This is a genomic window from Cobetia crustatorum (assembly GCF_000591415.1).
In the GTDB taxonomy this organism is placed as follows: Bacteria; Pseudomonadota; Gammaproteobacteria; order Pseudomonadales; family Halomonadaceae; genus Cobetia; species Cobetia crustatorum.
In genome coordinates this window covers 46,558-59,299 of the sequence record NZ_JEMF01000018.1, presented here as the reverse complement: position 1 = coordinate 59,299, position 12,742 = coordinate 46,558, and the positions used below count along the sequence as shown (strand labels likewise).

Sequence of the window (12,742 nt, the reverse complement as noted above, 5' to 3'; positions counted from 1 at the left end):
TTGAGTACGATCAGTCACACGATCTTGAACACGGCCGGCAACGAAAAGACGCCTCCGGAAAGCTTCCGGAGGCGTCTCGATTATTACATGCCAGCTCGATAGTCGTTCAGGGCTACCTATCGACTCACGCCGGGGCGCCGTAGCTCATCAAGCGCTTGTAGCGACGTTCCAGCAGGGCTTCCGTATCCAGAGCACCAAGACGCTCCAGGCCTTCGCTCAGTACCGCCTTGATGCTGTCGGCTGTCGTTTGCGGGTTGCGATGCGCGCCACCCAGCGGCTCCTTGATCAGGTTATCGACAAAGCCCAGCTCCTTAAGGCGCGAGGCTGTGATGCCCATGGCATCCGCCGCGTCAGCAGCACGCTCGGCGCTCTTCCACAGGATGGAGGCGCAACCTTCCGGCGAGATCACAGAGTAGGTGGAGTACTGCAGCATGTTCAGCTCGTCACACACGCCGATGGCCAGTGCACCACCGGAACCGCCCTCACCGATGACGGTGGAGATGATCGGGGTCTTGAGGCGCGACATCACTGCCAGGTTGTAGGCGATGGCCTCGGACTGACCGCGCTCCTCTGCACCGATGCCCGGATAGGCACCCGGGGTGTCGATGAAGGTCAGGATAGGCATCTTGAAGCGCTCGGCCATCTCCATCAGACGGCAGGCCTTGCGGTAGCCTTCCGGACGCGGCATACCGAAGTTGCGGCGTACCTTTTCCTTTACGTCACGACCTTTTTGATGGCCAATCACCATCACCGGCTTGTCGTCGAGACGCGCGATACCGCCAACCAGTGCTTCGTCGTCAGCGTAGTGACGATCACCGTGCAGCTCATCAAAGTCCGCGAACAGGTTCTCGAGATAGTCGAGGGTATACGGACGCTGCGGATGACGCGCCAGCTGGGATACCTGCCAAGCACCGAGATCTTTAAAGATAGACTCGGTGAGCTTGGTGCTCTTGCCCTGAAGGCGTTCGATCTCGTCAGCCAGGCTCACTTGGGAGTCGTTACCGACCAGACGGAGTTCCTCGATCTTGGCCTGCAGCTCGGCGATCGGCTGTTCAAAGTCCAGATAATTGGGATTCATAAGGCGTTTCGTTCGTCGTCTCGGGCAGCCAGGAAAGCGAGTCGGCCGGGTCACTCCCCCTGAGCGAACGCTCAGGCGATCTGTGGCTCGCGGCGGTCACAGTCGGCATGGAAAAAGAAAGAAGAGCATTATCGCACCCTGTTCGACAGGTGCAAACCTTGCCCGCCTGTATCGATGTTCGTTCACAATATTCCGACAGCAGACCGAGCATCGTTACGGCCTACTGTCGGAGGGTATCAGTCGCGATACTTGAGGCGCACGCCCCGCTGTCCCTCTACCTCAGCCAACTGTATCAACAGCTCATCACTGGGAGACACTCGCCAATTCTCTCCCAGCTCCAGCCAGGCTTCGGCAGAGGCATTGCGATAGCGCAAGCGCATAGGTAGTCCTTCGCGTGCCAGATATGGCGTCAGTAAATTCGACAGATCACGCGTGAAGCGTCCACCAATATCTTCGGCCGCAATACTTATTTCCACGGCCTCACCGAAGCGCGTCCGCGCATCGATAATCGGCGTAACATCTTTACCGCGCAGTCGTAGACCACCTGAATAATCATCCTGACTGACTTCACCTTCGACAATCACGATCGTGTCTGGTGCCAGCTTGTTTCGCACCTGATCGTAAAGCTCACCGAACATTGATGCCTCGATACGACCGGTACGATCATCCAGTGTCACGAAGGCCATGGTATCGCCACGCTTGGACTTCATGGTGCGCATGGCAATGACTAGTCCGGCAATGCGCTGCGGCTCGCGTGAAGGCTTGAGATCACTGATACGCGCATTGATGAAGCGCTTGAGCTCGCCTTCGTACTCATCGATGGGATGACCCGTCAGATAAAGGCCAAGAGTATTCTTCTCACCGGTCAGGCGTTCCTTGTCAGTCCACTCGCGCGCCTGACGATAGCCAGCATAAACATCCTTCTCTGGCTCGCTGAAAGCATCACCGAACATGTCGATGATACCCACATCGTTGTTGGCATGATTCTGTGAAGCGGCCTTGAGCGCATCTTCGACAGCCATCATCAGCACCGCGCGTGATGGACCGATGTTATCCAATGCCCCCGAACGAATCAGCGCTTCCAGTGTGCGCTTGTTGATCTTCTTGGCATCGATGCGCTTGCAGAAGTCGAAGATGTCGCTGAACGGGCCACCCTCGGCACGCGCACTGACGATGGCCTCGATCGGGCCTTCACCCACGCCACGGATGGCGCCCAGGCCATAGACGACGCGCCCTTCCAGATCAACGGTGAACTTGTAGCCACCGAGGTTCACATCCGGCGGCGTGACCGTCAGGCCGATATGGCGGCACTCCTCGATCAGCGGCACCACCTTCTCGATGGTTTGCATCTCGGTAGAAATGACCGCCGCCATGAACGGCCCCGGATAGTGCGCCTTCAGCCAACCCGTCTGGTAAGAGACCAAACCATAGGCCGCAGAGTGCGACTTGTTGAAGCCGTAGCCAGCGAACTTCTCCACCAGATCAAAGATATTACCCGCGAGATCTTTATCGATGCCCTTATCGGCACACCCCTCCATGAAGCCAGCACGCTGCTTGGCCATTTCTTCCGGCTTCTTCTTGCCCATTGCACGGCGCAGCATATCGGCCTGACCTAGCGTATAGCCGGCCAGTACCTGCGCGATCTGCATGACCTGTTCCTGGTACAGGATGATGCCGTAGGTCGGTTCCAATACCGGCTTGAGCAGCTCATGCTGATAATCCGGGTGTGGATAAGATACTTCAGCGCGACCGTGCTTACGGTTGATGAAGTCGTCCACCATGCCGGACTGCAACGGGCCGGGGCGGAACAGGGCGACCAGAGCGATCATGTCCTCAAGGCAATCGGGCTTGAGCTTCTTGATCAACTCCTTCATCCCACGTGATTCCAGCTGGAAGACGGCCGTCGTCTCCGCCTTCTGCAGCATGTCGAAGGTCTGAGCATCATCCAGCGGGATGTCGTCGATCTCCAACGCACCGAGCCCTTCACGCGCACGGATCTTGTCGACCATCTCGGTCGCCCAGTCGATGATGGTCAGGGTACGCAACCCCAGGAAGTCGAACTTCACCAGTCCGGCTTCCTCGACATCATTCTTGTCGAACTGCACCACCAGGCCGTTGCCATCCTCGTCACACAATAGCGGCGCGAAGTCGGTCAGCTTGGTCGGCGCAATCACCACACCACCCGCGTGCTTGCCGGTGCCGCGCGTAGTGCCCTCGAGCTTGAGGGCCATCTCCCAGATTTCCTGAATCTCTTCGTCCTTCTCGACGAATTCCTTGAGCTGCGGCTCCTGCTCGATGGCCTTCTCAAGCGTGATACCCACTTCAAAGGGAATCAGCTTGGAGAGCTTGTCACCCATGGAGTACGGCTTGCCTTGCGCACGCGCGACATCACGCACCACGGCCTTGGCGGTCATGGTGCCGAAGGTCACGATCTGCGATACCGCGTTGCGTCCGTAACGCTCTGCCACATAGTCGATGACGCGATCACGCTTTTCCATGCAGAAATCGACATCGAAATCGGGCATCGAGACACGTTCGGGATTCAGGAAGCGCTCGAACAGCAGGTCATATTCCAGCGGATCAAGATCGGTGATCTTCTGCGCGTAGGCCACCAGTGAGCCAGCACCAGAACCACGCCCCGGGCCGACCGGCACACCGTTGTCCTTCCCCCACTGAATGAAGTCCATCACGATCAGGAAGTAACCGGGGAACCCCATCTGCAGGATGATATCGAGCTCGAAATCCAGCCGCGCGCGATAGCGTTGCTCAATCTCGGCCCAAGCGTCGGTACCCCGCGGGTGCTTGACCAGTGGATACAGCTTGTCGAGACGCTCCGTCAGACCATCATGTGAGACCTTGCGGAAGAATTCATCCATCGTCATACCTTCCGGCACCGGAAATTCCGGCAGGAAGTAAGTTCCCAACTGGACGGTAACCGAGCAACGCGCCGCGATCAGCACACTATTTTCGAGTGCCTCGGGAATATCAGCGAACAGCTCCCCCATCTCCTCGGCGGTCTTCAGATACTGCTCATCGCTATAGCGGGTTTCGCGACGCGGGTCATCCAGCGCCTTACCCTCGCCAATGGAGACTCGAGTCTCATGTGCCCAGTAATCTTCACGTTTGAGGAAGCGCACATCGTTGGTCGCGACCACGGGCGTATCGGTCGCCTCGGACAACGCCACCGAGAGGTGCAGGCACTCTTCCTCGTATTGACGCTGTGTACGTGTCAGCTCCAGATAGAAGCGATTACCGAAGATGGCCTTCCACTCAGCCAACAAGGCGCGCGCGCTGTCTTCATGATCAGACAACAGATGGCGGCCAATTTCCCCTTCACGGCCACCCGATAGCACGATCAACCCCTCGGCTTGATCGAAGATCCATTGCTTGTCGAGATAGGCACGCCCCTGCTTCTGGCCGTCCGTCCAACCACGCGAGATCAGCTCGGTCAGGTTGCGATAGCCGGTGTCATTCATCGCCAGCAAGGTAATGCGATACGGGCGAGAGGCATCCTGGGCATTGAGCAGCCATAGATCGGAACCAATGATCGGCTTGATACCCGAGGCGCGCGCATTGGAATAGAACTTGACCAACCCGAACAGGTTGGCCTCGTCCGTGACAGCGACCGCGGGCTGGCCGGCAGTCGCCGTCGCCTTGATCAGCGGCTTGACGCCGGGCAGGCCATCGACGAGAGAGAACTCGGAGTGAACGCGCAGGTGAACAAAGGGCGTGGTCATGGAATCGGCTCGTGAAGTCTGCGTAACGGTGAAAGATTCAATCGCGGGTACGGTCGAGGCGGTGGAGATTCCCTGATGAGGTACATCATAGGGTAGTGGCGTATCAGAGGCAGACAACAAGGATAGCGCGTCAGCTTGCTCAGCTGTAGTGACGACTGTAGCGACAACAGGCGCTTCTTGCGGCGCGAAAGCGCTCGTCTCAGGCGTCACGAATGACGGCAACGCCGCGGGCTCACTAGCATCAGTCAGACCACGGCTGGCAGCTTTTTTTCAGCGGCCTCCGCACCCTCTTCGTACGGTGTCGGCAGCGGAATCAGCGCATCTTCCGGCACGACTTGTGGCACATGTCCTGCCATGAAGAGACGCTTGACCGGCCCAAAGCTCTTGCGGTGTAGGGTCAGAATGCCATGTGCCTCAATCGCGGCCTGGTGCTCTCGCGTCGGATACCCCTTATGACGCGCAAAGCCGTAGACCGGAAAATGTGTATCCAGCGCAGCCATCTGAGCATCACGGTGCACTTTAGCCAGAATCGAAGCAGCACCAATGGCGGCGTGACGCAGATCCCCCTTGACCACCGCCATACCGGGAATGTCATGACCCGGCAGCCGATTGCCATCGACTAGCAGATACTCAGGCCGTACGCCAAGAGCATCAATCGCGCGACGCATGGCCAAGTGAGTCGCTTGATAGATATTGAGCGCATCGATCTCCTCGCTGGTAGCCTCGGCAATCGCCCAGGCCCAGGCACGAGTGCGGATCTGCTCAGAAAGTGCCAGCCGCTTCTTCTCGCTGAGCTTCTTGGAATCGGTGATACCTTCGATGGGGTCACGCGGATCAAGAATCACGGCTGCCGCCACCACTGGCCCGACCAGTGGCCCGCGCCCCACCTCATCGATACCTGCCAGCAATTCACCTTGATAAGGAATAACGAGGGCAGGAAAGTCATCGGCGGGTTTGCGCTTGCGCGTCGAGGGCGAGGAAGTCGTGGCGTCGGCAGAATCAGTCATGGTATCTCGAGGGCGTCAGACAACAGGCAGATCGCTACTGCGGCCAGCCTGTCAGGATGAATCAATATTGGGGAAAAGCGATGCCAGAACAGAGCGATGAGTCCATGGACAAAAGGCGTCAGACAATGCCGCCTAGCGACCCGCCAGTTCACCGATAGCACGTGCAGCAGCAGCGCTGGCATCGCAGGTCAACTCACGATGCATAACTTCAAAGCGATCGCGCAGCTCACGCTGACGCGAGACATCGCCAGCGGCACGTGACAGAAGCGGTGCCAGACTTTCTTCGATGGCTTCGGGGGTAGCGTCATCCTGAATGAGCTCCGGCACCAGCGTTTCACGCGCAATCAGATTGGGCAGCGAAATCCACTCAGTCTTGACCAAGTGACGCGCGATACGGTGTGTCATGGGTGCCATGCGATAAGCCACGACCATCGGGCGGTGGCACAACAGGCACTCAAGCGCTGCCGTGCCTGAGGCCAACAGCACGGCATCTGCCGCGGTCATTGCCTCACGCGACTGCCCATCGACAAGATGAACGCGCGCACGATCGAGAGACGTGCGGCCATCCATCAGAGCTTCAAGTTCTGTGCGACGCAAGGGCGTCGCTGCAGGAATCACGACTTCAAGGTCAGGATAACGGACACACAACCGCTCGATGGCCGAGAGGAAGGTATCACCCAGAAAGCGAATCTCGTTGCCACGCGAACCCGGCAACACAGCCAACAGCTGAACCTCAGGATCAAGACCCAGTTGCTCGCGTGCAGCAACACGGTCGTCTATCAATGGCAATTCGTCAGCCAGCGGATGACCCACGAACGTCACCGGCACTTGATGCTCACGATAGAAAGCGGCTTCAAAAGGCAGAAAGGTCAGCATACGATCAACAGCACGCCGAATAGTCTTCACACGGCCCTGACGCCACGCCCAGACAGAGGGGCTGACATAGTGTGCGGTGGTGATGCCGCGCTTGCGTAGGCGTAACTCAAGTCCGAGGTTGAAATCAGGAGCATCGATACCGATCATCACATCCGGTTGCCATTCCAGCGCATCGCGCAACAAGTGACGACGCACCTTGATGAGTTCTGGCAGATGCTTGAGCACCTCGACCAGCCCCATCACTGAAAGGGTTTCCAGTGGATAGAGGCTGTCGAAACCTTCGGCTTGCATCCGCGGGCCACCGATGCCCCGAAACTCGACCTCGGGATAGCGCGCCTTGAGGGCCCGCATCAGGCTGGCGCCGAGGATGTCACCGGAGAGCTCCCCGGCTACCAGATAGATGCGCATGCCTAGCGTGTCAAACCGCGAGTAGACGCCTTGAGCGAGGTGATGAAAATATCACGCTCGGCAAGTGGGGGTTCGGCTTCCAGCTGCTCGAGTGCCTGCGCCAACGTCAGCCCCTGACGGAAGACCGTCTTGTAGGCTGTATTCAGCGCAGAGATGGTCTCCCGAGCAAAGCCACGACGCTTGAGGCCAACGCTATTGAGGCCATGGGCCTCAGCAGGATGGCCGTTGACCATCACGAAGGCAGCGATGTCCTTGGTAATGATGGAGCCGCCGCCGGCCATGGCATGCTCGCCGACATGACAGAACTGATGCACGGCAGACAGTCCACCCAGAATGACGTGGTTGCCAACATGGACATGGCCGCCAAGCGTCGCCTGGTTGGCCATGATGCAGTCGTCACCGATGATGCAATCATGGCCAACATGGGCGTACGCCATGAGCAGGTTACGACTGCCGATACGCGTGAGGCTGGCATCCTGGACAGTACCACGGTGCAGCGTCACGCCTTCGCGAATGACATTGTCATCCCCAATTTCCAGCCGAGTTGGCTCACCAGCGTATTTCTTGTCCTGACAGTCTTCGCCTATCGACGCAAACTGAAAGATACGATTACGCTCACCGATGATGGTAGTGCCCTTGATGACGACGTGCGGCCCCACCATCGTGCCAGCGCCGATCTCGACATCGGCCCCGATCACGCAAAACGGACCGATCTCGACATCATCGGCCAAGCGGGCGCCGGGATCGACAATGGCAGTAGGATGTATCAAGCGACCTTCCTCTCAGCACAGATGATTTCGGCCTCACAGACCACGTCGCCGTCGACCTTGGCCTGACAGGCGAATTTCCAGATTCCGCGCTTTTCGCGTAGCACTCGGGCACTGATCTCAAGCTGATCACCCGGCATCACTGGACGTTTGAAACGTACCTTGTCACTACCAACGAGATAATAGATGTAGCCATCAGCAGGACGCTTATCGACAGTCTTGAAGCCCAGAATACCAGCCGCCTGAGCCATGGCTTCCACGATCAGCACACCCGGCATGATCGGGTGACCCGGGAAGTGGCCATTGAAAAACGGCTCATTGATGCTCACATTCTTGCGCGCAACGATGTACTCGCCAAGGGTCAGCTCCATGACCCGATCGACCAGCAGGAAAGGATAGCGGTGCGGGAGATACTCACGGATCTCGTTGACGTCCATAACCATTGGCTTACAACCTCTGAAATAACGAAATGCCTGCCGCGCTCGGGCAGGCATGTAATGACGGTCCGGACCGCCGTTCAGGCAATGGCGCGCATTATAGCGTCCTTGCGCGTGGCTGGCAGCCGCTCATTGACCAAGAGGTCACCGAGCAAGCACGAGAAGCCCTTCAGAACAGGAGCTACTTGTCCTTCAGACGCTTCTCAACCTGGTTCAAACGCCGCGCCAGCTGGTCGAGTTGCTTGAAGCGCACCGCATTGCGACGCCACAAGCCATTATCCATCGCACCGGTGCCGGAAGAATAAACACCCGGCTTGCTGATGGAATTAGTGACCAGACTCATGCCAGTTACCTGCACGCCGTCACAAATCTCCAGATGGCCTGCCAGGCCGACACCACCGCCCATCAGGCAGTAACGCCCCACCTTGGTAGAGCCGGCAATGCCGACACAGCCTGCCAGCGCAGAGTGATCGCCAATCTGCACGTTGTGCGCAATCTGTACCTGAGAGTCGATCTTGACGTCATTGCCAATAATCGTGTCGCCCAGTGCGCCTCGATCAATGCTCGTACAGCTACCCACTTCCGCATCATCACCGATCAGCACACCGCCCAGCTGGGCAATCTTGTGCCAGCCCTTGCCGTCGTGCGCAAAACCGAATCCATCAGCCCCGATCACACAACCACTGTGCAGCACGGCACGCGCCCCGATCATCACACCATGATAGAGCGTGACATTCGGGTGCAGCAGAGCACCCTCGCCTACCGAGCTATCGGCCCCGATGACGCAACCAGCCAGAATGCGGGAATTATCACCGACACGAGCACCCGGACCGATCACGACCTGAGGACCGATTTCGACATTTGCCCCCAATTGCGCAGTCTCATCAACGACAGCACTGGCGTGAACACTCGTTTGCGGTGTTCCTGCCAGCGGGTCAAACAGACGCGACAGCTCAGCGTAAGCCAGGTACGGATTGTCCAGCACCAGTGCGTTGCATTTGCATTCCTCGAGATGACTCTCGTGAAGCAGGACAGCAGTGGCCTCGGATTCACCTAAATACTTGAGATAGGCGCGGTTAGCGAGGAAGGCGATATCGCCTGGCGCAGCATCCACCAAGGTCGACAAACCGGAGACGCGAACTGCTGGGTCACCGACGAGCCGAGCGCCCAGGCGCTCGGCCAAATCCTCGAGAGTGTAGGAGAATTGTTGCTTTTTCATTCTGTCTCTGGGCGCTGGGCGCCTCTGGCTCGCATTCGTGTTGGCATACTCGGATGCAACACACCCCGCACGCTCAGCGCGCGGAATGCACTCAGTTGAGCGAGTTGAACACCTGAGTCACTTCATCAGTCAGGTCAAGCCCGTCCTTGCTGTAGACCGTCGCATTGCGATCTACCACCAGCTCAACACCGTGCTTGTCGACCACTTTCTGGATGGCCTGATCAAGTTTCGGCTTGGACTGCTTGAGGAAAGCCTGTTCCGCCTGCTGCTGCTGCTGCTGTACCTGACCGCGTAGCTGCTGGAACTGGCCGCCCTTCTGGCGTAGTTGCTGCTGCACAGACTGACGCTCGGAATCAGACATCACCGCGCCATCTTTCTGCAGCTTCGCCTGAAGGGACTCGAGCTCCTTGGCAAGTGCCTTGGCCTGATCCTGCTTGCCGGCCAGCTGGTTCTTGAGCTGATTCATGGAACGCTTGGCAGTGTCAGAGCTGAGCAACGCCTGACGCCAGTCAATGACAGCAACATCAGAGGCCTGTGCCAGCATTGGAGTTGCAAAGGCGGCGAGGCCACCTGCCAGACACAGCGCGCGGGTCAATTTACGCATCACAATAACTCCTTGTTGTAGGCCTGTTGTTCGATAACCGACGGCAGAACAGGAACGGCGGCGCCGGTGGTCGTGGCAAAGAGCCGCACCGGCATCAGCGGGTGCGGCATAAAACGACCCTAGAAGGTCTGGCCCAGTGAGAACTGGAAGACCTCGGTATCATCGTCATCATCGCTGCCGATCGGTTGCGCGACACTGAAGGTCAACGGCCCCACCGGCGTGATCCACGACAAACCGATACCTGCGCTGTAATTCAGATCACCGAGATCCACACCGCTTTCACAGCTGCTGCTGTAGCTGGAACTCACGTCATAGCAAGAAGTCTGGAACGTGTTACCGGCATCGACGAAGAATGACGGCTGGACGCTACGCTTGTCCTTCACGAAGGGCATCGGGAAAATCAGATCGATTCCGCTTTCAATCAGGATGTTACCGCCCAGGGTATCGTCATCACCATCGTCAACTTCCGTGGAGGACTGGCCCAAGGTATTTGAGCTATAACCTCGCACGCTGCCAAGGCCGCCCGCATAGAAGTTCTTGAAGAACGGATAGCTGTCGCCAGAGAACGAGTTGGCGTAGCCCAGTTCGGTACGGAACTTGAGTGACCAGTCATCATGCAGCTCGAAGAGCTTCTGGCCCTTGTAGCGAAACTTATAATAATCCGCATCAGAGCCGGGAACAGCAACCTCAAGTGACAAGGTCTGCGAACTCCCCGCCGTCGGCAAGATGCCGCGGTTGAGGTTGTTGCGCGACCAACTGGCGGTCAGCTTGTAGAGATTGAAGTCTTCGCCTTCATCCTCGAGGTACTCGGTGACCTCTGACGGGCTGTCATCGAAGTCCTTCACACGCACGAATTCATAGCCGGCACCGAAGTTCAGACGCGACAGCTCATTGATCGGATAACCGAAGTTGATGCCGCCACCAAAGCTGTCTGTCGCATAGCTTGCAACATCATCATCATCGTCATAGTCCACCTTGCGGTAGAAGATGTTGTAGCCACGAGAGATGCCGTCCAGCGTCCAATACGGGTCGGTATAACCGAAGCTGACGTTGGTGTAGTCATCCGACTTCTGGGCATTGATGTTGACTTCGTTACCGGTGCCCAGGAAGTTCTTCTGCGACAGGCCGACCCCGTAGATGACACCATCGCCCTGCGAGAAACCGACAGACGCCGAGATAGAGCCTGACGGCTGCTCTTCGACGTTGTAGTTGACGTCCAGCTGATCCGGCTCTCCAGCCACGGGACGAGTATCAACATCGACCTGCTTGAAGAAGCCAAGACGTTCAAGCTTCTGCTTGGACTGCTTGATCTTGTCGGTAGAGGCCGGTGCACCTTCATATTGGGTCATTTCACGACGCAGGACTTCGTCTGCGGTCGTGGTATTCCCCTTGAAGTTGATGCGACGCACATAAGCACGCTTACCCGGATCGACAGCGAAGGTCAGATCGACGGTATCGGTCTCCTCATTCACCTCGGGGATAGCGTTGACCTTGGCAAAGGCAAAGCCATCGGCGCCGAGCGCCTGGCGCAGCGCCTCGCTGGAGGCCGTCACCTCGCGCTGAGAGTACAGAGCGTCCGGTGCCAGCTTGACCAGGTCACGCGCACGCGGCTCCTTCATCTTGATGTCGCCCGCAAAACCGATCTTGCCAATCTTGTACGGCTTACCTTCGTCGACATTGATGGTGACAAAGATTTCGGACTTGTCCGGTGAGATGGAGACCTGAGTCGAGCGCACCTGGAAGTTGACGTAGCCGCGATCAAGATACCAGGACTTGAGTGTCTCGATATCGCCAGTCAACTTCTCGCGGGAATACTCGTCATCAGAGAACCAACCGAAGAACCAGCCTGGGCGATCCTCGAGTTCCAGTTGTTCGCGCAGGGTCTCATCATCGAAGGCACTGTTGCCGACGATATTGATCTGATGAATCTTGGCGACCGTACCTTCCTTGACGTCGATATTGACCTGCACGCGATTGCGCTCAAGTTCTTCGACTGAGGTTTCGATACGTGCGCTATAACGTCCCTGAGCCTGATAGACACGCTCAAGCTCACGCTGCATTTCTTCCAGCGTGGAGCGTTGCAGCACCTGTCCTTCAGCCAACCCAGCTTCCTTGAGGCCCTTGCGCAGGTCCTCATCGGGAATCTGAGAATTACCATCAATTTCAATCTTGGAGATGGTAGGACGTTCGACGACATCGATGATCAATACATCGCCGTCACGCTTGAGGCGTATGTCATCGAACAAGCCAGTGTCGAATAGCTGACGCGCCGCAGAGGACAAATCATCCTCTGCGACATTCTGATCTGCAGACACGGGGAAGGCGTTGAAGACGGTGCCCGCAGACACACGCTGGAGCCCCTCTACCCTGATGTCCGATACTTTGAAAGACGCGGCCAAGGCGCCCTGGCTGGCCCCGAGCAGCGCAGCTGCCAATCCAATGGTCTTGAGTTTCATGCAGTCGCTTCGCTTCTCTGGATTCCGCCCGCTTGGGTGAACAGGCACCTTATACACAACCCCCTGCAACTGACAAGACAGCTATCAGCGGAGGTCGGTAATCGGGGCCGAAGTCGTGTGGGCATGATGACGGGAGTTGGGCACATTGACCAG

At 57.7% G+C, this 12,742-nt stretch carries 8 protein-coding genes and 1 pseudogene; all 9 read right to left on the bottom strand.

The window, feature by feature from the left end; translation table 11 throughout:
- Positions 1-124 precede the first annotated feature (124 nt).
- The 9 genes and pseudogenes from accA to bamA all read right to left on the bottom strand — a co-directional run bounded on the left by accA (position 125) and on the right by bamA (position 12,589).
- On the bottom strand, positions 125-1,078 hold the full coding sequence (gene accA / locus BF12_RS0104635) for an acetyl-CoA carboxylase carboxyl transferase subunit alpha (RefSeq protein ID WP_024951259.1): 954 nt from the start codon (positions 1,076-1,078) through the stop codon (positions 125-127).
- Between the two features lie 236 nt (positions 1,079-1,314).
- Positions 1,315-4,815 carry a DNA polymerase III subunit alpha gene (dnaE, locus tag BF12_RS0104630; protein ID WP_024951258.1) on the bottom strand — a complete coding sequence of 1,167 codons (3,501 nt, stop codon included), beginning with the start codon at positions 4,813-4,815 and terminating at the stop codon, positions 1,315-1,317.
- 362 nt (positions 4,816-5,177) lie between these two features.
- Positions 5,178-5,822 (bottom strand): annotated as a pseudogene (gene rnhB / locus BF12_RS18700) (ribonuclease HII); the annotation flags it as partial.
- Positions 5,823-5,954: 132 nt separating this feature from the next.
- Positions 5,955-7,106, bottom strand: coding sequence for a lipid-A-disaccharide synthase (gene lpxB / locus BF12_RS18695; protein ID WP_035159066.1), 1,152 nt, complete (start codon positions 7,104-7,106; stop codon positions 5,955-5,957).
- 2 nt (positions 7,107-7,108) lie between these two features.
- The gene (gene lpxA, locus BF12_RS0104615; RefSeq protein ID WP_024951256.1) at positions 7,109-7,876 is read right to left on the bottom strand and encodes an acyl-ACP--UDP-N-acetylglucosamine O-acyltransferase; all 768 of its coding nucleotides are present in this window, start codon (positions 7,874-7,876) and stop codon (positions 7,109-7,111) included.
- Entirely contained in the window at positions 7,873-8,316 is a 444-nt protein-coding gene (fabZ, locus tag BF12_RS0104610; protein WP_035159064.1) for a 3-hydroxyacyl-ACP dehydratase FabZ, read from the bottom strand. The genes lpxA and fabZ overlap by 4 nt, the downstream gene beginning before the upstream one ends.
- Before the next feature lie 175 nt (positions 8,317-8,491).
- Positions 8,492-9,529 (bottom strand): UDP-3-O-(3-hydroxymyristoyl)glucosamine N-acyltransferase, encoded by a 1,038-nt coding sequence (gene lpxD / locus BF12_RS0104605; RefSeq protein WP_024951254.1) that lies wholly within the window; start codon positions 9,527-9,529, stop codon positions 8,492-8,494.
- Between the two features lie 91 nt (positions 9,530-9,620).
- Complete coding sequence (locus tag BF12_RS0104600; RefSeq protein ID WP_024951253.1) at positions 9,621-10,133, bottom strand: OmpH/Skp family outer membrane protein; 513 nt, start codon at positions 10,131-10,133, stop codon at positions 9,621-9,623.
- A gap of 119 nt (positions 10,134-10,252) precedes the next feature.
- Entirely contained in the window at positions 10,253-12,589 is a 2,337-nt protein-coding gene (gene bamA, locus BF12_RS0104595) for an outer membrane protein assembly factor BamA (RefSeq protein WP_176426471.1), read from the bottom strand.
- Positions 12,590-12,742 lie beyond the last annotated feature (153 nt).

Bases quoted from the DNA above. Each gene is read 5' to 3' on its own strand.
- lpxB (WP_035159066.1), bottom strand. From the start codon at position 7,106: ATGCGCATCTATCTGGTAGCCGGGGAGCTCTCCGGTGACATCCTCGGC.
- dnaE (WP_024951258.1), bottom strand. From the start codon at position 4,815: ATGACCACGCCCTTTGTTCACCTGCGCGTTCACTCCGAGTTCTCTCTC.
- lpxD (WP_024951254.1), bottom strand. From the start codon at position 9,529: ATGAAAAAGCAACAATTCTCCTACACTCTCGAGGATTTGGCCGAGCGC.
- BF12_RS0104600 (WP_024951253.1), bottom strand. From the start codon at position 10,133: ATGCGTAAATTGACCCGCGCGCTGTGTCTGGCAGGTGGCCTCGCCGCC.
- accA (WP_024951259.1), bottom strand. From the start codon at position 1,078: ATGAATCCCAATTATCTGGACTTTGAACAGCCGATCGCCGAGCTGCAG.
- fabZ (WP_035159064.1), bottom strand. From the start codon at position 8,316: ATGGTTATGGACGTCAACGAGATCCGTGAGTATCTCCCGCACCGCTAT.
- bamA (WP_176426471.1), bottom strand. From the start codon at position 12,589: ATGAAACTCAAGACCATTGGATTGGCAGCTGCGCTGCTCGGGGCCAGC.